Source organism: Gordonia sp. J1A, from assembly GCF_055393515.1.
The window spans coordinates 3,416,974-3,438,380 of record NZ_AP041607.1 but is presented as its reverse complement, the minus strand read 5'-3'; the positions used below and the strand labels follow the sequence as shown (position 1 = coordinate 3,438,380).

The window sequence follows — 21,407 nt, the reverse complement described above, 5'->3', positions numbered from 1 at the left end:
AGCTGGTCAGCGTCCCGGCAAGCAAGGTTTGGCAGGGCTGAGAAGTGTGAGCCGAGGGTTACCCGTGAACTTCCGTAGAGTCCGGCCGCGCGTCCTGACCGGTTCCCGCCGACACCGTAGATTCACTCGCATGGACACCATCAACGGGCTGCCCGCGCACCCGCTTCTCGTACATTTCGTCGTGGTCGCGGTTCCAGTCACCGCACTGGTGGCGATCGCCATCGCCGTATGGCCCAGGGCCCGGATCGCCCTCGGCGTCTTCCCGTCGATCCTCGCACTCGTCACGTTGATCGCCGTGCCGATCACCACATCCGCTGGTGAGGCATTGGAAAAGAAGGTCGGCTCGACTCCTCAGCTGGAGCAGCACACCCAGCTCGGCGACGAGCTGATCCTCGCGGTCGGTCCGCTGTTCGGGCTGATCGCCCTGCTCCAACTGCTGCGGTATCCATTCGTCACCGAACGGATTCCGCTGTCGGACAAAACTATCGGAGTCGTCGACGCCGTCGTGCGAGTCGCGGTCGTCGCAGCGGCGATCGCCTCGCTGGTGATGGTGGTGCTCGTCGGCGACAGCGGTGCCCGCGCGGTGTGGGGCGGTTAGTCTCGCGGCGGCTCAGCTGCCCGACAGAGTCGGATTGCAGAAAACCAGTTTCACTTATAAGTGCAACTGGTTTAGTGTCGAGACAACGACTGGGAGGTGTGTAGCGATGAGTGCAGTGATCGATCGGGGCGTCGGAAAGACCACAGTGACCGTGACGTCAGACCAAGTGTCGCAAGCCAGTGCAGTCGATCTGGCGGCCCTGCGTGCGGCGGTGCCGGCAGAATTGGCTGGAGTCCTTATTGAGGTGCTCCGGATCGTCGCCGCCGGCGGGACGGTAACCGTGGGATCGATGCCGGATGAGCTGACGACCACCGCCGCGGCAGACCTACTCGGCATGTCACGACCGACATTGATGAAGCTGATTCGAGATGAACAGATAGTTGCGCACAAGGTCGGCACCCACACTCGACTGAACACGTCCGACGTTCTCGCCTACCGAGACCGGCTGCGTGAGCAACAGCGGGCAGCGTTGTGGGAGCTACGCGAGTTCGAGCAGGCGGAGGACCTAGACTACTGACACGGCACCTCCTGTCGGCGACTCTGTCCCGCACGGGATCTATTGTGACTTGAGTGACTTCAGGAGTGCCGAACGTGCTGCCGGATGCGAACGTGCTTTATTCGCGAACACTTCGGGACTGGATTTGTCTCCTCGCCGCGAGATCAGGTCCGCCGCTGTTCCACCTGCGCTGGACCGAGGATGTGCTCGCCGAATTGGTTTACCACCTGCGCAAGAATCACCCGCATTACTCCGATCACCAGGTCGGCGGCGTCCGACAACGGATCATCAAAGTCGCGGTGCACGGTCGGATCGAGGGATACGAGGTCGACTCGGCGTTTGAGTACACCGATGAGTACGACGCGCATCTGCACGCCGCGGCTGAGCACGGCCGCATACAATACGTCGTCACCAACGATCGAGGATTCCACCGGTTCGCCGAGGCGAACGACGAACGTCTCGGATACGAGGTATATACCCCCGACGACTTCCTGATGCTCGTCCATCGGGACGCAATCGCCACCGTCCGCGAGGCTCTACTCGACCAGATCACCTACCATTGCCGTCTCGGCAGACCGTTCAACCTCGCCGATCGCCTCGAGGCCGCTCAAGCCCCGACCTTTGCCGCCGCGATCCGCGCGATGATGCAAGCCCCGGCTGTCGCGGAAGCGCTATCCCGCGCGTCGTCCTCGACCTGACCCGCACTGATTGCCCGCTGGGCAGGCGAGTCTCTCATTCCCTCCTGGTCCCCTCTCGTCAGCCAATGAGTGCGCTCGTTGTCAGAGGGGATCGGTAAGATTCGAACATAGAAACACAGCAGGAGTGTTCTCGGACACTGTGCAGGTCGAAAGGGGGTGGGTTCGATGGTCACGTCAGAAGTGCTGCCGGACGATCCGGCCGCCCTCGCCCGCCTGTTGGAAGCTGCGGCGACCAAGTTCGCGTCCCTGCCGCTGTCCGCGGTCCCCGAAGACGCCCTGTTGGAAACCGTCGAGACCCTCGAGCGCACGCATCGTCGTCTCGACGGTGTCGACGCCGCGGTGCTGGTGGAGGTCTCCGACCGCGGCGCCTACCGCAAAGCCGGATACCTGTCGGTGCATCAGTACCTGGCGCAGGGGTTGCGGCTCGGTGACGGTGCCGCCCGATCCCGACGCGTCAGCGCCGCCGGCATCGGACGATTCACCGACCTGCAAGGCCAGACCCGCGAACCGGTACTGCCGGCGACCGCGGTCGCGGTGGGCGAGGGTGCGATCGGTGCCGACCACGTCCGGGAGATCGACGCCGTCATGGACAAGATCCCCACCGCGATCGACGCGCAGACCCGGGCACGGGCCGAGGTGCAGTTGGCGTGGGTCGCCCGTGAGTTGAGTCCGGCCGGTGTCCGCACCGCCGGCATCCGACTGCTGGCGCACCTGGATCCGGACGGGACCGTCACCGACGAACGCGACCGCAAACGCCTGCGCGGCTTCACGATCCTGCCCCAGGATCTGCGGCTGATGAGCAAAGTCCGCGGCTACCTCACCCCGGCGTTGCGCGCGGAAATGGAGGCGGCACTGCCGTCGTGGGCCGCGCCGGGGATGAACAACCCCGACGACCCGGACTCCCCGTCCGGGACCGTGGAATCGGCCGACCCGGCCGCTCTGGCGGCCGCGGTGGAGCGTGATACCCGCACGCCGGGGCAGCGCACCCACGACGGTCTGCAAGCCCTGCTGCGCACCTCCCGCGGTGCTGGGGGTGGTCGGCGGTCGGGTGATCTGGTCATCACTGTCACCGACCACGAGTTGGCCGAGCGGGCTGGGGTGGCGTTGACCGCGACCGGGACTCGGGTGCCGGTGGCGGAGTTGATCGAGGTCGCCGCCGCCGCGACCCCGCATCTGGCCGTCTTCTCCGCCCACACCGGACAAGCCCTCTACCTCGGACGGGGACGCCGGCTGGCGTCGCGGGCGCAGCGGTTGATGCTCTTCGCCCGCGACCGCGGCTGCACCGCCCCCGGCTGCGCAGCCCCGTTCTCCCGGACGCAGGCCCATCATTTCCCGGACTGGGCCGACGGCGGACCCACCGACATCGACCACCTCGGCGCCGCATGCGGACGCCACAACCGCTCCGTCGGCCCCCGCCCCGGGCAATGGCAGACCACCATCCTGATCGACGGACCCCACGCCGGCCGCATCGCCTGGCGACCCAGCGGCAACACCAGCCGCGGCGGGACAAGACCACCCGGATGGCGGATCAACCAGATCCACCACGCCGAACTGTTACCGGACCACCAACCCCAGCCGCCGCCCGAACCCAGCGAATCTCGCATCGAGAACTACCTCGACACCCTCCTGGCCGCCTGACCACGAGCAGAGACCGGCCGCGGCCGGAAGGATACCGATCGCTAGATCGGCATCAAGTAGTGCTTGCGCGGGTTCCGCAGCACCTGCTTGTCGCGCAGCTGTGCCAGCGCCTTGCGGAGTTGGAGTCGAGTCTGCGCGGGTTCGATGACCGCGTCGACGTACCCCTTCTCCGCGGCGAGGTACGGGGTCGCCATCATCGCGTTGTAGAAGGCGATGAAGTCCTGCCGGACCTTGTCGGCGTCGTTGGCCGACAGACCCTCGGTCTGCTTGCGGGTCAGCACGGCCGCTGCCGACTCCGCACCCATGACGGCGATCTTGGCCGTCGGCCAAGCGAAGTTGATGTCGGCGCCCAGTTGCTTGGAGCCCATCACCGCATACGCGCCGCCGTAGGCCTTGCGCAAGACCACGGTGATCTTCGGAACGTCGGCCTCCACGTAGGCGTAGAGGAACTTGCCCGACCGCCGGATGGTCCCTTTCTGCTCCTCCACCAGGCCCGGCAGGATGCCGGGGGTGTCGACGAGGAAGATCAGCGGGATGTTGTAGGCATTGCAGATCCGGACGAAGCGCGTCGCCTTCTCCGCCGAGTCGGTGTCGAGGGTTCCCGCCATGACGCTCGGCTGATTGGCGACCACGCCGACGCTCCGACCGTCCACTCGCGCGTAGCCGGTGAGGATGTTCGGGGCGAACAGCTCCCCGACCTCGTGGAAGGCGCCGTCGTCGAACAGGCGGATGATGATGTCCCGCATGTCGTAGCCGGCATTGTCGTTGTCGGGCATGAACGTGTTGAGGCTGAGGTCCGACTCGGTGATCTCCGGCTCCAGACCCGGGTTGATGATCGGCGGCTCCTCGTGTGCGCTCGACGGCATGTACTGCAGGTACTCGCGGACCCACTCGAATGCCGCCGCCTCATCCGGTGCGATGTGGTGGATGTTGCCCCACCGCGCCTGGTTGTGGGCGCTGCCGAGGTCTTCGGCCGAGATCTCCTCACCCGTGGTCTGCTTGATGACGTCGGGCCCGGTGACGAACATGTAGCTCTTGTCCTCGACCGCCACCAGGATGTCGGTGTTGGCAGGCGTGTACACCGCGCCGCCCGCGCATTTGCCGAGGATCACCGAGACCTGCGGCGCCAGACCCGACAGCAGGTCGTTGCGGCGTCCCATCTCGGCGTACCAGGCCAGCGATGTGACGGCGTCCTGAATGCGGGCGCCGGCCGAGTCGTTGATACCGACCATCGGGCAGCCGAGCTTGCCCGCCCATTCCATCAGCGCTGACACCTTGCGGCCGAACATCTCACCGACGGTGCCGCCCATCACGGTCTGGTCGTGACTGAAGGCGGCCACCGGCCGTCCGTGGACCAGCCCGTGACCGGTCACCACGCCGTCGCCGTAACCGGTCTCCCCGGCTCCCGGCATCTTGGCGAGCGCACCGACCTCCACGAAGGTCCCCGGGTCGAACAGCAACTCCAGCCGTGCGCGCGGCGACAGGATGCCCTTCTTGGCGCGCTTGGCGATCGCCTTCTCGCCCCCGGGTTCCTTCGCCAGTTCGAGCTTCTCGCGCAGATCGGCGAGCTTGGCAGCAGTCGTGTCAGTCACTACGTGTGCCCTTTCCGTCACTTCTCGGTACTGATATCTGCCATGCGGCGGGCCAGGTCGGCTGCGACCTTCGCGACGTAGGGCTCATCCACGATGGCCAGGTGGTCGCCGCCGATGTGAATGATCTCCAGATCGTCCACCACCTCGCCCCAGCGCCCGTCCTCATCGATCTCGGCCCACTGCGGCTCGAGTTCGATGGCTCCGTCGTGCATCTTGTCCGCGCGGTAGAGCACCACCTTGCCGTCGTACGGCGTGGGATCGATCTCGGTGAGCGCACGGTTGTCGAGGAACGACGTCCGCTGATGCTCGATGATCCCGCCCGGAATCTTGGTCCCCGACATCGACATCATCTCGGTGATGATCGCGAACTGCTCGTTGTCGTCGGCGGCGACGAGCCGGTCCATCGGGATCGGCACGTCCTCGTCGAGCCCGTAAGTCTTGATCGCGAACGCCTTCCAACGCTCCAGCCGCGCTCGCTTGTTCTCCGGGGTGTCGGGCACGTCCCGGGTCGGGCGCACCACATCGATCAGTCCGACGAAGGCGATCTCCTCGCCCTCCTCGCGGAGCAGCTGTGCAGCGCCATAGGCCAGCGCCCCGCCCAGAGACCAGCCCACCAGCACGTACGGACCGTGCGGCTGCACCTCGCGCAGGCGCGGCATGTACTGACGTACCCGCTCTTCGATGGTGCCCTCGACTCGGTCGAAGCCGATCACCGGCTGGTCGTCCGGCAGCCGCTTGAGCAGTGCCTCGTAGGCCGAGGTGTTGCCGCCCGCGGGGTGGAACACCAGCATCGGCGTCGGGTCGCCCGCGGCGGTGTCGAACGTGTGCTTCGGCGTGCCGTCGGAATTCTTCGGGACACGCAGGAACCGCACGAAGCCGTCGATGTCGGCAGACGCCTCCATGTGCTGACGAACGTAGTTCGAGAGCTCCTCGATCGTCTCCGAATCGAGGACGTCCTCGACGTCGATCTCGCCTCCGGTGCGCTCGTTCAGCCGCTCGGTGAGCTTCTCCGCGGTCTCGTCGTCGAGCACCGGCAGCTTGTTGAAGACGCCACCGGCCGACTTGCCGGTCACCACCGCGTACGCACCGTAGGTCAGGCGTTCGGCAGCATCGCGCGGCGGCACATCGGTGCCCGAAGCCTCCGCCACCGACGCCTGGTCGGTGATGGTGGGAGCCTGTGCGGGCGGGGTGTCGGTGGCGGTCTCGGCCATCTTGGGCGCTTCGCTCACCTGGCTCCGACTCGACTCCTCGCTCGCGCTCGTCGTCGGCTCAACGGGCTCGACCTGCTTTGCAGGCTCCGGCGCATCGGGCGCCTGTCCCTTCAAAGCATCCTTGGCCAGTTCCGCATCGATGTAGGCGTTCAGCGCGGCGGTGTCGAGTTCTCCGCCGCCGGTGGCCTTCTCCAGGTCGTCGAGCTGATCGCGGTGGGTGACCGCGAAGGCGACGAACTTCTCGACGTCCGACAGATCAGCCTGTCGCATCGCCTGCAGCTGCAGCTGCGGGATCTCGAACTCGTACTCGACGCGGTTCTTGATGCGAACCGCCATCAGGGAGTCGAGGCCCAGTTCGATGAGGGGGATCTCCCGCGGCAGGTCCTCGGGGTCGTAGCCCATCGACTCGCCGACGATGACCGCGAGGCGGTCGCCCACGCTCTCTCCGGAGTCCGGGCTCCACCGGTCGCCGATCACGTCGACGACCTCGTCCTCGACGACCACCTTCTCGTCGACGAAGCCGGAGGCCTTCGCGGCCTCGGCAGGCGTCTGCGCGTCCGCGCCGGTCGCGGACGGCACCGGCTCGCGCACCGTGCCGCCGGTCACCGCGGCCTGGTAGAGCAGCGCGAATCCGCCCTGCGGACCGGCGTGCACACTGATCGCCGCGCCACCCGGGTGGCCGGTGAGCGTGGTCGTGACCGTGCCGTCGGTCGGGAAATCACCGAGCGACTCGACTGCCGCCACCGCGGCGCCGGAACCGAGCACCTGCTTCGCCGCGGCGAGCACCAGCTCCCGCGGATCGGTGACCGCCGCGGCGTTGACCTCCCAGGCGTGCCTGCCGTCGGGCAGCGCGACGTGCGCGCCCGGCACCGAACCGGCACCCGAGCCACCGGAGATCACTGCATCGATCCAATACGGCTTGCGCTCGAACCGCGTTCGCGGAATGTTCGCGAACCGCTGATCCGGTCCGGTGCCGAACAGCGCCGCCACATCCACCGGATGCCCGTGGACGTACAGCTTCATCAGCGCGTTGACGAGCCCGTAGCTCTCGTCCTCCTTGCGGCGCAGCGTCTCGATCAGCTCCGCGTCGTGCACCCCGGCGCCGAACGTGGTGGCAGCCACCGAGATCAGGACGGCGGGATTCGGCGAGAGTTCGACGAACGTGCGGTGCCCGGCCTCCACCGACTTCGCGATCGCCTGGGCGAACCACACACTGTGGCGCAGGCCCTTGAGGTAGTAGTCGATCGTGAACACGTCGGGGGTGCCCGGACGGTAGAAGGTCTCGCGGTCCACCGAGCTGTAGACGCCGTACTTCAACGGCTGCGGCTCGATGCCGGTGATCTCGTAGGAGAGTTCACCGAGCAGCGGGTCCATCTGCGAGGTGTGGCTCGCGCCCTTGGTCTGCAGCTTGCGGCCCAGCTTGCCCTCGGCCTCGGCACGCGCCACGATCGCGTCCACCTGTGGTCCCGGACCGCCGATCACCGTGTGCGTGGGAGCCGCGTAGACGCAGATCTCGAGGTCCGGGTAGTCCACGAGGACGTCGTTGATGTCTTCCGCGCTGTACTCGACCAACGCCATGAAGCGCACCGCGTCGCCGGTCAGCATCGCCTCGCCCTCGCCCATCAAGCGCGAACGCTGGCAGATCACCCGCGTGGCGTCCTCCAGCGACAGTCCGCCGCTGATGTAGGCGGCCGACGCCTCGCCCATCGAGTGCGGAACAAGGACGCCGGGCTCGGCGCCGTAGTGGCGCATCGTGTCGGCCAGCGCCACCTGGATCGTGTAGATGCCGATCTGCGCGGTCTCGATCTCGTACGTCCGCGCATCGTCGAGGAAGATCTCGACCATCGAATACCCCAGCTCCCGCTGGATGTAGGCGTCGACGCGGTCGGCGTACTTCGCGAACACCGGGTTCTCGGTGTACAGCTGCTTGGCCATCTTGCGATGCTGCGAGCCGAAACCGGAGAGCAACCACACCGCGGACGCGGCGTCGGGAGAGTCGCAGGTGTAGACGAAGGGCAGCGACTTGCCTTCGGCGACCGCGCGCATGCCCTTGACCGCGTCCTCGTACGTACGAGCCATCACCACCGAGCGCGTGCGGCCGTGGTTGCGGTGAGCCAGGGCACGGCCGATCTCCGCCAGCGGCGTCTGCCTGCCCTCGTCCGACTCCAGCCACTCGACCAGCTCCGCGGCGGCCTTGCGCCGGCGCGAGGCCAGAAAACCGGAGATCACCAGGGGCACTACAGCGCCGGGGACGGCGGCCGGCGCGAAGCCCTCCGCCGGATCGGCCTCGGGTGCTTCCGCGGCGACCGGCTCACGCTTGGCCTGAGCCGCGAGCACCGCCCGCTCGGCCTCGGTGAGGAAGTCGTCGTCGTCGAGATCGTCGGGCACCGGGACCCCGGCGGCGGCGTCGGCGTCGGCGGGCGAGGCCGCGCGGTCTTCGAAGTCGGACGGCAGCACCTCGCGGACCACGACGTGCGCGTTGGTTCCGCCGAAACCGAATCCGGAGACACCGGAGACGGCGTGCCCGGAGTACCGCGGCCACTCGGTCGGTTCGGTGATCACCCGGAGGTTGGTGGCCTCGAACTGGATGTACGGGTTGGGTCCTGCGTAGTTCAGCGAAGCGGGGAGTTTGTCGTTCTGAAGCGAGAGCACCACCTTGGCGAGCGCACCGGCGCCCGCCGCCGACTCCATGTGACCGAAGTTGGTCTTGGCCGAGCCGAGCAGCATCGGCGCGTCGCCGCTGCGGCCGCGACCGACCACGCGGCCGAGCGCATCGGCCTCGATCGGGTCGCCGAGCACGGTTCCGGTGCCGTGCGCCTCGACGTAGTCGACGGTGCGCGGGTCGATGGCGGCGTCGGCGTACGCCGATCGCAGCACCTCCACCTGGGCTTCGGGATTCGGCGCGAAGATGCCGTTCGAGCGTCCGTCGGAGTTGACCGCGGAACCGGCGATCACCGCGAGAACGGTGTCGCCGTCGCGGCGGGCGTCGGCCATCCGCTTGAGGACGAAGACGCCGCCGCCCTCGGCGCGGATCATGCCGTTGGCGTCCGAGGAGAAGGCCTTGATCCGACCGTCCGGCGCCTGTGCGCCGATCTGGTCGAAGCCGAGCGTCGCGGCCGGGGTGATGAGCATGTTGACGCCGCCGGCGATGACGACATCCGAATCACCGTTCCGCAGGCTGCGCACGCCCTCGTGAACGGCGACCAGCGACGACGAGCACGCCGTGTCGATGGCGAGCGACGGGCCGTGGAAGTCGAAGAAGTACGACACTCGGTTCGCGATGATCGACGTCGCCGTACCGGTCAGCGCGTACGCGGCCGTCTCCGATGCGCCTTCGCCGAGCCCGAGGGTCGCCAGCAACTGGTAGTCGTTGGTCGAGGTGCCCATGAAGACGCCCACCTGGCCACCGCGCAGGTCACTCGGCGGGATGTGCGCGTGCTCCAGCGCCTCCCACGTCAGCTCCAGTGCGAGCCGCTGCTGCGGGTCGACGTTCTCCACCTCGCGCGGGCTCATCTGGAAGAAGTCGGCGTCGAAGCCCGTCACGTCGTCCAGGTAGCCGCCGCGGACGTTGCCCTTCTCGATGGCCTCGGCCAGTCGCGGGTCGGCCTTGAACTCGAGCCACCGGTCGTCCGGCAGATCGGTGATGCCGTCGACGCCGCTGATCAGCGCCTCCCACGTCGACTCCGGGGTGGTGCCCGCCTTGGGGAACCGGGTGGCCAGGCCGACGATGGCGATATCGTCGTCGGCCGATCGCTCACGCTCCCAGAACCGGTCGGCCTCGACGTCGAGTCCCTCGTCGGGATCGCCTTCGATGATCCGCTTGGCCAGCGACGCGATCGTCGGGTGGTTGTACGCGGCGGTCGCGGTGAGGATGACCCCGGTGAAGTCCTCGACGTCGGCCGCGAGCGCGACGGCGTCCCGCGAGGCCAGTCCGAACTCCTCCATCGGGCGGTCGTCGGAGATCTGCTCGACGGCCACACCCGTGGCCCGCGACACCCAGTTGCGGAGCCAGTCGCGCAGTTCGTCGACGGTCAGGTCGCCGACGGTCTCGCCGTTCGAGACGGCGCGGCCTGCCGGGGACTCAGTGCTCTCGGAGGGCCCGGTGCGCTCGGTGGGCCCAGTGGTGTCGGAGGGCGCAGTGCTGTCAGACGGCGCGGTGTTCTCAGTTTCAGACATCGTATTCAGCCTACCGGTGGCGTTAATCATTTCGTTACTCAGCAAAAGGCCCGGTATGTCACGGCGTGACATACCGGGCCGGTCGCCGTCTCATGCGTCGGCGTCGGGGAACGCGGTCTGCTGGTACCCGCCGCGCAGGGTTCCGTCGATGTACGCGGCCTTGGTGGCGCGGCGTGCGATCTTGCCGCTGGACGTACGCGGAATGGAACCGTTCGGGACCAGCAGCACGTCGCGGGCCATCACGCCGTGCCTGCCGGCGATGGTCGCGCGTACGGCGTCGGCCACTTCCTGCGGGTCGGCTTTGCGTCCGGGACGCTCGGCGACGATCACCAACTGCTCGGACGAGTCGTCGGGATCGCGGGTGAGTCCGCTGAAACCGCCCTCGAAGACCTCGTCGGGCAACTGGTTGGCCGGCACCGCGAATGCGGCGACGAAGCCCGGACGGATCGCGACGCTCGCCTCCTGGGCGCTCGCTTCGAGATCCTGCGGGTAGTGGTTGCGGCCGTCGACGATCACCAGGTCCTTGACTCGCCCGGTGATGTACAGGTCGCCCTCGTACCAGACGCCGAAGTCGCCGGTCCGCATCCAGCGGTCGTTGTCGGGTGCGCCCTCGGCGTGGCTGCCGCTCTCGAGCCGCTTGGCCAGCCGGTTGTGGAAGGTCTCGACGGTCTCCTCGTCCTTGTTCCAGTAGCCCTCGCCGATGTTCAGTCCGTTCAGCCAGATCTCACCGACCCGCCCGTCGGCCTGCTCCTCGCCCGTCTCCGGGTCGACGATGGCGGCCCACTGGCTCAGCGCCACCTGACCGCACGAGACCTGCGCCACGGCGCCCTCGGCCTCCGGGTCGACCGGCACGAATTCGCCCTGATTGAGCTTCTCGCGGTCGACGTACCGGACGAGCGCCTCGTTGTCGCGCTGGGTGGCGGAGACGAACAGCGTGGCCTCGGCCATGCCGTAGCAGGGTTTGATCGCCTTGGGCGAGAGCCCGTACGGCGCGAAGGCCTCGTTGAACTTGCGCATCGAACTGACGGTGACCGGTTCGGAACCGTTGATCAGGCCGATCACGTTCGACAGGTCGAGCGTCTCGCCCTCGTGGGGCAGACCGCGCAGCGCCGCGTGCTCGTAGGCGAAGTTGGGGGCCGCGGCGTAGGTCGGGGCGTGGTCGTCGACCGCCGCCAGCTCGCGGATCCAGCGGCCCGGGCGGCGCACGAAAGCCATCGGGCTCATGATCGTGACGTAGCGGCCGCCCAGCGCGGGCAGGATCACGGTGAGCAGACCCATGTCGTGGAACAGCGGCAACCAGGTGACGCCGCGGGCGTTGCGGTCGATCTCGATGGTGTCGTAGATCTGCAGACAGTTCGCTGCCACCGCCCGGTAGGTGATCTCCACGCCGGCGGGCACGCGGGTCGAGCCGGAGGTGTACTGCAGGTAGGCGACCGAGTCGAGGCTGTTCCGGTCGGCCACCGGCGGCACCCAGGAGGCGCCCACCGAGTCGGGAACCGCGTCCACCGCGATCACGCGGGGGCGCTCCTTGGCCGGACGGTCGGCGAAGAAGTCGCGCACCGCCTCGGCCGATTTCGTCGAGGTGAGGATCGCCGAGGGCTTGCAGTCCTCGAGGACACCGATCAGCCGGTCGGTGTGGCCGGGCTCGTCGGGACTGAACAACGGCACGGCGATGTTGCTCGCGTACAGCGAGGCGAAGAAGCCGATCACGTACTCCAGCGACTGCGGCGCGAGGATCGCGACCCGGTCACCCGGCTGCGTCACCTGCTGCAGCCGCGCGGCGACGGCGCGCAGACGCTTGCCGAACTGCGCCCAGGTGAGGTCGATGCGCTCACCGTCCCGCTCCCGGCTGAAATCGAGGAAGCGGTAGGCCAGGGTGTCGGCCTGTTCCCGAACGTTGCGCTCGACATAGTCGACCAGCGTCACGTCGTCCTCGAAATGGAGGTTGCCGGTCTCGTCGAGGAACTGCTCGAACTCGGTATTCAGCATCCGTTAACTCCTGTTACCCGCACTCTTGCACGGCCTTGGGTCAATTGATCCGCACGCGTCCCCCCGTGGCACCACGGTGCCCAGCCCCCCGAACGTACGAAAACCTCGGTCAGTTTACTCTCCCCGCAGAAGCGGGATGACAGGCGCGAACGCGTCCATCTGCGTCGGGAATACTCCCACGTAGCTCATCGTGGTCCGGCGGCGGACTTCACGGATCTGCTCGGCGATCTCCTCGAAGGAGCCGAAGGCCAGGTACGGCGACGAGAGGATGTCGTCGACGGTCAGCTCCACATCGCGCGCGATGTTCGGCGGATACCCCTGCTCCAGAGCCTTGAGCGCCATCTCCGCGGTGGCCACGCGATCGTCGGTGACGACGATGGTGGCGATGGTCCAGTTCAGTTCGATCTGATCGAACCGGTCGCCGGCGGCCTCGCGGATCCGGTCGACGCGCTCGATGGTCTTCTCGATCGTCATGTCCGACAGCCGGAGCTTGCCCTCGCGGGTGGTGCCGGTCGCCACCGAGATGATGTCGGCGTGCTTGGCGGCGAGCGCGAGCATCTTGGGACCTCCGCCGCCGACCGCGATCGGCGGTCGCGGCCCCTGGCGCGGTCGAGGCGACCCCTCGAGGCCCTTGATCTGGTAGAACTCGCCGTCGAAGTCGACGGTCTCGCCTCGCATCAGCTTGTCCAGGATCGTCAACGACTCGTCGAGCCTGCGGATCCGCTCGCCGGGCGTGCCGAATTCGATGCCCGCCTTGTCGAACTCCTCTTTCATCCAGCCCGAGCCGATGCCCAGCTCCAGCCGGCCCTTCGACAGGACGTCGATGGTGGTGGCCTCCTTGGCCAGCACGGCCGGATGCCGGAAACCGTTGGCCAGCACGGACGTCGCGAGACGGATGGTGCTGGTGGCCTGCGAGAGCGCACCGAGGGCCGCGAGCGGCCCCACCTGGTTGCCCATGTGATCCGGTATCGCGAAGGTGTCGTACCCGTACTCTTCAGCGGTCTGGGCGAGCTTCACGAATTTCCGGGCGCCGCCCTCGTCCTTGTTGCCCTCGCCGCCCGCGCCGAAGCGGAACTTCCGAAGTCCGTCGGCGGTGTGCGTCGACGAGTCTTTGGCAGTCGTCACGAAGCGTTCTCCTCATAGGTCTGCGGCCCGCTGCGCGGGCCCCAACCCGAGAAGGCTATCGCAGGCAGTCGCATCGCCCAAGCTGACCGGCACTGATACCGCCCCTGTCGGGCGGCGCGGGTCTCGGGGAGCCGGTCTCCGGTTCAGGTGTGCTCGGGATGCGGCGCACCGGAGATCAGCTTCGAGGCCCACGCGGTCATCCACTGCGTGGCGCTCTGTCCGCTGTTCGACTTCCAGTACCGGGTGGTCGCGTACAGGGCGTGCACCGGGTTGCCCGCCGCGTTCGCCAGCTTGCCGATCGCACTCAGCGGATCGTTGACGGTCGGCGAATCGCAGATGAGGTCGCCGGGCGCACAGATCGAGTAGACGCGATCGGAGAGGTCGCCGAAACCGCCGCTGCGAGCGCCGGACAGCGTCGTTCCGGGAACCATGCTGCCGAAACCGCCGAGTGCGATCTCGGCGCCGACACCGGCCGGGCTCGGCGCCACGTCGTGCTGACCGCCCGGCTGACGACGGCCGTCGGCGATCATCCCCACGCCCAGGACCAGGTCCTGGTCGGCCGCCGGGATGGGACCGCGGCCGTTGGCGATATCGCTCGCGACATCGCCGGTGATGACCGCGCCCTGGGAGAAGCCCATCAGCACGTACCGCGTCAGCGGGCAGTGCGCATGCGTCTTGCGGAGCTTCTCCTCTGCACGCCGGGTGCCCTGAGCACGCGAATCGTCGTAGCTCGCCTGACGGTCCGCCAGGTTGGTCGGATTTCGGAACTGCGCCTTGTACGGCACGGTGTACACCTCGGTCCGCGACCGATCGAACTTCTCCTCCAGCGGCGAGGAGACCTTCAGCATCAGCGACTTCGGGTTCGCGGTGGGATGGTACGGATCGTCGCCCGCCTTCGACTCCCATGTTCCCGGGATCACCAGGGTCAACACGTCGGGACAGTCGGCCGGTTGCGCCTGCGGACGGTTCGACGGCGCCGTGGTGGTGGTGCCCGGCTGCCCGGGCCCCGGCGGAGGGGGCGGCGGCTTGAGCCACTGATAGATCAGGAATCCGATCAGCAGCGCAGCGACGATCGCGAGGACGAGCACGATCAGCAGCAGCCGCCCGATTCGGCGGCGCTTCAGCACAGGTTCTTCTCTGCCGCGGTGATCACCTTGTCGGACTTCGTGTTCGCCTCGGCGTCACTCTTGGTCATCGGGCCGATCGCGGCACGCACGTACGCCTTCACCAGCATGGGATCGGCCTTCTGCGACTTCGCGTCGCACACGTAGTGACCCATGGTCAGCGCCACGTTGTTGTCGTCGTCGCCCATGAACGAGACGTTCTGCTTCTTCAGATCCGTCAGATACGCCTTGTCCTTGTCGCTCAGCTTGATGCCGCTCGGCGGCGGCGATCCGCCCGGGAAGTTGCCCGGCGGCGTGGTGGACGAGTTCGGCTTGGTCTCGGGCGGCGACACGGCGGCCTTCGACGCCCCGCTCTCGGCCTGCTTGGACGCCTCAGCCGATGCGGACGCCTTGCTCGAATCCGATCCGGGCATCGTGGTGGTGGTGACTGGCGCGGTGCCGATGGGGGCGCTCGCGGTCGACGAATCGCTGCACGCGGTGAGCGCGCCGACCGCGACGGCGAGCGCTCCCGCCGCGACGGCGAGCCGGAGGTACTTGGCAGTCATGACGGCAAGCCTACCGCCGTCGAGCGGCCCGACCCGCCGCGCAAAGGGGTTCACCTGCGAAGACATGGCAATTCCTCAGACGAAACTCAGGCAGTGGTGGTGCGGGTCACTCGACCCGGGCACCGCCCTGCGGAGTCCAGGTGATCTTGCCGCGTTCGAAGGTGTTGAACTTGACGCCGTCGCGGCCGGTCTGCTCGTCGCTGGTCGGCAGTCCCAACCGGTCCGCGGCGGGCACGTACGCGCCGCCGATCGCGCCGCCGACCACCTTCGGCCCCTTCGGTCCGGTGAAGATGCGTCCGTTGCGGAAGTCCTGGGCACTGCCACCGGGCACCGGGTACTGCGGGGTGAGGCAGCCGCCGAGATCCTTGACCTGCGGCGCCTTCTTGAAGGCGTCGCCCACCTGGCACGCCACCTTGTCGCCGCTGAGTCCCAGCGCGCTCGCGGCCTGCGGCCACGCCTGTGCCATTTCGAACTCCCAGTAGGGCCAGGTGTGCGTACCCGACGGCCGGTAGACGGCCTGCCCCGGGATGCCCAGCTTGTTGAGGCGGGAGGCGAACTGCTGGCTGGTGACCCGAGAGAGGACCTCCAGGCCCACGCCGGAGTAGTTGGTCGCCAACAGCGGGATGTCGGAGGGCTTGTCGTGGGGGCCCACCACGCCGTTGCCCGACGAGATGTACAGGCTGGTGCCCCGCAGCTTGGATGCGAGCACGTACGGGTCGTGCTCCTTCCAAGCCGGGTCGCTCGGCGGTCCGAACATCTTCATCGAGTCGTAGCCGCCGCCGTCGCGCAGGGCGAACTGGACGGCCTGCGGCATTCCGTACGACGACAGCTGGAGAATGCCCGAGAAGGACGCCGCGAACCGGTAGAAGCCGGGGTTGCGGGCAGCGAGCATCATCGCCGCCGAACCGCCCATCGACAGACCTTCGATGCCGCGCACGTCGGTGGATCGCCACTGTCCCTCGAGGATCGGCGGCAGCTCGTGGATCAGGAAGGTCTCCCACTGGTAGTTCTTACCGCGGTCGGGTTCCTTCCAGTCGGTGTAGAAGCTCGACTCTCCGCCGACCGGCATGATCACGTTGACGTTCTTGTCCTGATAGAACTGCTCGGCGTTGGTGTTGATGAGCCAACCGCTCTGGTCGTCCTGCGCCCGCAGTCCGTCCAGCATGGTCAGCTGAGGGAACTTGGCGCCCGGGTTCGAGAACCAGTCGCGGGCCAGGAGGATCTGAACCTGGATGTCGGTGTTCATCGCGGGCGAGTGCACCCACAGCGCCACGCGGTGCGAGCTGTACCAGTACGTCTTGGTGACCACGGCCGGCGGTGCCGGCTTGGCCGGAGCGGGCTTGGCTCCCGGCTTGTCGCCGGGCTTGGCGTCCGGCTTCGCGCCCGGCTTGGCGGGGGCGGGCTTGTCGGCGCCCGGCTTGGGCGCGGGCTTGGGAGCCGGCTTGGCGGGCGCCTGCTGCGGCGGCTGGGGCGCCGGATCGGCGAACGCGGGCCCCGCACCGGCGGCGACCATCGATACGGCCACGGCGAGACTCGCCGCGCCTCGTCTCGCGGTCGTCGTCTTGGTCCAGATCTTCACTGCGTACTCCTCACAAGTCCCCGGCCGTGCCTTCTCGCGCCCACGCGACACCGGGCGTCTCCCGTGTTTTTACACGGGAAATCCTCAGTTCGGTGCGCGCCACGCTGTGACTCGTGTGAATTATGTGACTGAAGTGTCTAAGACGTCCCGGAATGACGCGACCGAACCAGCCCCGCCCGGCCCCCGCCCGGCCACAGTCGGCCCGACAACGGACTGAGCCGCGACATCGCGGATGCGATGTCGCGGCTCAGGCGAGATGTGCTCTAGCGCGCGGCCAGTGGGATCAGTTGAAGAATCCCCGGGCCTTGGCGTTCCACAGCATGTCGCTCCAGTAGCCCCAGGCGTGGGTGCCGTTGGCGGAGTACGACATCACCGGGACTCCCTGGACGAAGGCCGCAGCCTCGAAGGCCTTGGCCTGCGCGAACGCCAGGAGCTCGAGCGGCGTGCCCTTGAACAGGTCGTCGAAGGTGTTCTGCGGGTAGTTGTAGCGGCCGAACAGACCGTTACCCGAGCCGACGAAGATCTTGAGGCCGTGCATGCGGTTGATGAGCATGAACGGATCGTTCTGCGTCCAACGCGGGCTCCACGGCGGACCCCACATCGCGTCGACGTTCCACGGCTGCGGCTCCACGTCCAGCATGGCCAGACGGAGCGCGGTGCGCATGCCCGGCGCCGACAGCGTCAGGTAGCCCGACAGCGAGCCGGCCGCGTAGTAGAGGTCACGACGCTGCGCGGCGTGCGTCAGCGCGGCACCGCCGCCCATCGACAGACCCATGATGGCGTACTTGCCGCCCTTGCTCGCGAAGCCCTTGCTGCGCAGAGCCGGGACGAGGCGCTTGTCGAGCACGCAGCCCCACTTGTACGCCTTGCGCTGGCCGTTGAAGTTCGACGGCGCATCCCAGTCGGTGTAGAAGCTGGCGGGACCGCCCACCGGCATGACGACGTTGACGCCGCGATCGGCCATCGCGCGGGCGTTGGTCTCGATGTCCCAGCCGCTGCGGTCGTAGCGCGCACGCATTCCGTCCAGCAGGATCACCGTGCGGGTGTTGCCGGGCTTGCGCCAGGCCTGCACCTTCACCTGACCGGGGGCCATCGACTTGTTGCCGAAGGCGCCGTTGGTCGGCATGCCACAGGCGTCGATCCAGAACCCCGCGTACGACGCGGCGCTCGCCTGACCCGCTCCGATGGCGGTACCCATCAGCCCCATGGCAGTGAGCACTGCGACGAGGACCGCGGTGAACCGGCGATGGCCGGCCTGCGGTTTGCTCTTAGCTACGCGCATTGACTGCATTCTCCCTAACTCTGCTTTGCACTCACCGGCGGTCCTGAGACCACCTGTGAACCTCTTCGGCACGCGTGGGCACCGTCGTTGACGTCACAAAAGTCACATCTGCAACTGGATAGAGCGAGCCTATTCGACTCTCCCACCCTCACCAAACCCTGTGATCGCAATCACATCGCCTGGTCAGTCGACTTGTGCACAGCCGCTCCGCGGGCCTTCACCCTCGTTGCGGCCACGCCGTTTCTATCGTGCAACCGAGCAAGGACGTTACCGTTTCGATATCTGGCCCGCCAATCGGTGAGAGCTATCTGACACATGTCCGTCTCAGCTTCACCTGAGGCGGCTCTCAGTTATCCGAGGTCAGCCCCTTGGGCATCGCCAAGCCGCACCGCTCGATCTCGTATTTCGGTTCGCGGGCGATCCGGTAGGAATTGAACTCTGCGGCCTGCCGCAGATTGTGCCGGAATCGGGCGAATGTCCAGGTGCCCTTGTACGAGGCGAATCGCGCTTCGGTCATCGGGCAGGTCAGTGCCACGCGGGCCATCTTCACCTCGTCCCGGTCGATGAACGCCGGGAAACCCGAGACGCTTCCGCTCTCGGCGACCACCCACTCGGTCGGCAGATGCTTGTCGTGCCCGATGCGCCCGTCGGTCAGCCGCGGCGTGTGCGCCGCCAACGGATACGCCAGGCCCATCTGGTCCACCACCCGGACGTCGAGCGGAGCGTTCATGCTCGTCATGCCGAGGTTGAGGAAGTACACCGTGGTCTGTCTGGGGATCCCGGGCTTCAAGTGCTCGGGCAGCGGAGCCACGTACCACTCGTCGAAGTTCGCCGACGGGAGGATCACCCCGCCTCCGGCGGCCTCGGTCTGCCGGATCTTCTCGACCATCGCGCGCATCCGCGGATACTCGAGGTAGTCCTCTGCGGTGATCGGGTTCTCGTTGCCCATGTTCGTCACATAGAAGCGACGCTCGTCGACGATGCCGTCGCGGCCGATGTCCATACCGGCGTTGGGCAGCACGGTCTGATTGACCGCCACCCCCCACCACACGGTGGTGACGACGCCGCCGAGCAGCAGCAGCCCGGCGCCGAGCTGGTACCGCGACCGCGCGCTGGAGAGCGAGGCGGGAATCGTCACCGGGATCACCATCACCGGCAGCAGCAGAATGAACAGCGGCGCCAGCAGGACGCGGCCGTGCATGAAGTCCCCGCCCTGCCGAATCCAGTACAGGCCGAGGATCAGCCCGGCCACCAGCGTCGTGACGACGACGGCGTTCTGGGACTGCACGTGGTCGACGGCCGACGACCACGTGCGACGGAGCCGCTGCATCGGCGGGACCGGCGGCGCCCCGAGGATCTCCGGCGCATCGGCATCGTCGGCGGGGGCCGCCGAGACGGCAGACGCCGCCCGAGGAGCCTCGCGGCGAGCCAGGTACGCGCCGACGGCGAGCAGTACGCCCGCCACGATCGCGACGATCACCGGCAGCAACAGGGTGTACGGGGTGAACAGGTTGTCCAGGTAGGCGAAGCCCTGCTTCCACTTGGAACCGCTCGCATCCTTCGCGATCGCCGGATTCGGCACCAGGACGGCGTAGTAGCCCATGCGGAAGATCTGATAGCCGATCGGGACGGCTCCCGCGACCACCACCATCGCCACACGCATGCGCCAGCCGATCCGCGAGACGAACAGCACCAGCAGGACCAGTCCGCCGAAGACCGTGATCTCCGGACGGATCAGCGGCGCCATGCCCGCGGTGAAAGCCAGGAGCAGGAAGGCGATCCGCGACCGCCGGCTCCCGTCGTCCGGGTCACGCCGGCCCCAGGCGAGGAACTGGCACCACAGCGCGGCGATCCAGAAGATCACCAGACCGTTCTCGAGGCCGGACGTGGCGAAGTCGCGCGCGGGCGGAATCACGATGTACACGATCGCGCCCAACGGCAGCAGCAGTGTGAGCCCCGGCCCGAGCACCCGGCGACCGTACAGGCGCGCCGTGCCGTACATGGCGAGCGGCAGCGCGGCCACCGACAGCACCAGCGCCACCCAGAGTGCGACGTACTCGGTGTGCTCGGCGCCGGTCACCCAGCTCCAGAACCAGATCAGGTAGGTCCACGCGGTGGAGGTGTTGGCCTCCACCCGTTCACCGGCGTTGAAGACCGGTCCGTTGCCCGCGAGGAGGTTGCGCACGGTGCGCAGGACGATGAGGCCGTCGTCGGCGATCCAGCGACGCTGCCACGCACCGATCGCGAACAGCACGGTGACGGCGAGGGCTCCGATCGAGAAGCTGGCGATCGGTGCGATCAGCCTGCGCCGGTCGCCGCGGTTCGCGGGCCGTCCGCCGTCGCGGGGCTCGTCGAGGGCCTCCGGGCCATCGGGGTCGTCGGGGTCGTCGGAGACGACCGGGATCACCGTCGTCGGATCATCGGACCGGGACTCATCAGAGCGGGACATAGACCGCAACACCCACCAGCACGACCCACGCCACCGCAAGGAACTGCAGCACCCGATCGCCGAGCGCGATGTCCTCCGGCTCGCCGGCCTGGCCGCCGTCGACGTCGACGGCGTAGCGGAGGATCGCGACGGTGAACGGCACCATCGAGATGGCGTAATAGACGTTCTGCGAGTGGATGCCGTCGAAGGCCCACAGTCCGTAGCAGAGGACGACGGCGGTGGCCGAGAGCGTCCACACGAACCGCAGGTACGTAGTGGTGTAGTACTCGAGCGACTTGCGGATCTTGGCCCCGGTGCGCTCGGCCAGCTGCAACTCGGCGTAGCGCTTGCCCGCGGCCATGAACAGCGAACCGAAGGCCATCACCAGCAGGAACCACTTGGACAGGTCGATCTCGGCGGCCACGCCACCGGCGATGGCGCGCAGCAGGAAGCCCGACGACACGATGCAGATGTCGACGACGGCCTGGTGCTTGAGCCCGAAGCAGTAACCGAGTTGCACGCCCAGGTACACCGCGATCGTCACGGCCGTCTGCCAGTTGGCGATGAACGCGATGCCGATCGATCCGGCGGCCAGCACCACTGCGAGCACGAAGGCGAGGTTGCGCGGCACCACTCCCGCCGCGATGGGCCGGAAGCGCTTGGTGGGGTGGTTGCGGTCGGCTTCCACGTCGAGAGCGTCGTTGATGAGGTAGATCGACGACGCGACCAGGCAGAACGAGATGAACGCGATGCCGACGTTCAGCATCCGGTCCGAATCCTTGAGGACCTCGGTTCCGGCCGCCAGCGGCGCCGCCAAGACCAGGACGTTCTTCACCCACTGGCGCGGGCGGAGTGCCTTGATCAGACCCGTCGCCAGATTCTTCGGCGGACCGGGGACGCCGTGCTCGATCGGCTCCTCGCTCATC

Annotated in this window: 14 protein-coding genes; 4 read left to right on the top strand and 10 right to left on the bottom strand. The window is 67.7% G+C overall.

The window, feature by feature from the left end:
- Positions 1 to 130 precede the first annotated feature (130 nt).
- The 4 genes from ACZ5QD_RS15975 (at position 131) to ACZ5QD_RS15960 (ending at position 3,430) form a co-directional block, all read left to right on the top strand.
- Positions 131 to 598: a DUF2231 domain-containing protein gene (locus ACZ5QD_RS15975; RefSeq protein WP_006897117.1), complete on the top strand. Its 468-nt coding sequence runs from the start codon at positions 131 to 133 to the stop codon at positions 596 to 598.
- Positions 599 to 704: 106 nt separating this feature from the next.
- Entirely contained in the window at positions 705 to 1,115 is a 411-nt protein-coding gene (locus ACZ5QD_RS15970) for a helix-turn-helix domain-containing protein (RefSeq protein WP_006897118.1), read from the top strand.
- 74 nt (positions 1,116 to 1,189) lie between these two features.
- Entirely contained in the window at positions 1,190 to 1,792 is a 603-nt protein-coding gene (locus ACZ5QD_RS15965) for a PIN domain-containing protein (protein ID WP_006897119.1), read from the top strand.
- 165 nt (positions 1,793 to 1,957) lie between these two features.
- A complete protein-coding gene (locus tag ACZ5QD_RS15960) occupies positions 1,958 to 3,430 on the top strand; it encodes an HNH endonuclease signature motif containing protein (RefSeq protein ID WP_346077391.1) in 1,473 nt (490 codons plus the stop codon).
- Positions 3,431 to 3,471: 41 nt separating this feature from the next.
- Here ACZ5QD_RS15960 and ACZ5QD_RS15955 read toward each other — a convergent pair whose 3' ends face one another.
- The 10 genes from ACZ5QD_RS15955 to ACZ5QD_RS15910 form a co-directional block, all read right to left on the bottom strand.
- Entirely contained in the window at positions 3,472 to 5,022 is a 1,551-nt protein-coding gene (locus ACZ5QD_RS15955; RefSeq protein ID WP_006897121.1) for an acyl-CoA carboxylase subunit beta, read from the bottom strand.
- Positions 5,023 to 5,039: 17 nt separating this feature from the next.
- On the bottom strand, positions 5,040 to 10,409 hold the full coding sequence (gene pks13, locus ACZ5QD_RS15950) for a polyketide synthase Pks13 (protein ID WP_006897122.1): 5,370 nt from the start codon (positions 10,407 to 10,409) through the stop codon (positions 5,040 to 5,042).
- Between the two features lie 90 nt (positions 10,410 to 10,499).
- Complete coding sequence (fadD32, locus tag ACZ5QD_RS15945) at positions 10,500 to 12,398, bottom strand: long-chain-fatty-acid--AMP ligase FadD32 (protein ID WP_006897123.1); 1,899 nt, start codon at positions 12,396 to 12,398, stop codon at positions 10,500 to 10,502.
- A gap of 114 nt (positions 12,399 to 12,512) precedes the next feature.
- Positions 12,513 to 13,523, bottom strand: a complete 1,011-nt coding sequence (locus tag ACZ5QD_RS15940; RefSeq protein WP_006897124.1) for an LLM class F420-dependent oxidoreductase — start codon at positions 13,521 to 13,523, stop codon at positions 12,513 to 12,515.
- Positions 13,524 to 13,666: 143 nt separating this feature from the next.
- Entirely contained in the window at positions 13,667 to 14,650 is a 984-nt protein-coding gene (locus ACZ5QD_RS15935; protein WP_045539322.1) for a cutinase family protein, read from the bottom strand.
- Positions 14,644 to 15,192: a DUF732 domain-containing protein gene (locus ACZ5QD_RS15930; RefSeq protein WP_039867708.1), complete on the bottom strand. Its 549-nt coding sequence runs from the start codon at positions 15,190 to 15,192 to the stop codon at positions 14,644 to 14,646. The genes ACZ5QD_RS15935 and ACZ5QD_RS15930 overlap by 7 nt, the downstream gene beginning before the upstream one ends.
- A 106-nt stretch (positions 15,193 to 15,298) precedes the next feature.
- Positions 15,299 to 16,771 carry an alpha/beta hydrolase-fold protein gene (locus ACZ5QD_RS15925; protein ID WP_464366930.1) on the bottom strand — a complete coding sequence of 491 codons (1,473 nt, stop codon included), beginning with the start codon at positions 16,769 to 16,771 and terminating at the stop codon, positions 15,299 to 15,301.
- Between the two features lie 283 nt (positions 16,772 to 17,054).
- On the bottom strand, positions 17,055 to 18,053 hold the full coding sequence (locus tag ACZ5QD_RS15920) for an alpha/beta hydrolase (protein WP_006897128.1): 999 nt from the start codon (positions 18,051 to 18,053) through the stop codon (positions 17,055 to 17,057).
- A 346-nt stretch (positions 18,054 to 18,399) separates the two neighbouring features.
- Positions 18,400 to 20,502, bottom strand: a complete 2,103-nt coding sequence (locus ACZ5QD_RS15915; protein WP_045538150.1) for a hypothetical protein — start codon at positions 20,500 to 20,502, stop codon at positions 18,400 to 18,402.
- Positions 20,489 to 21,406 carry a decaprenyl-phosphate phosphoribosyltransferase gene (locus ACZ5QD_RS15910; protein ID WP_006897130.1) on the bottom strand — a complete coding sequence of 306 codons (918 nt, stop codon included), beginning with the start codon at positions 21,404 to 21,406 and terminating at the stop codon, positions 20,489 to 20,491. Before ACZ5QD_RS15910 ends, ACZ5QD_RS15915 begins: the two co-directional genes overlap by 14 nt.
- Position 21,407 lies beyond the last annotated feature (1 nt).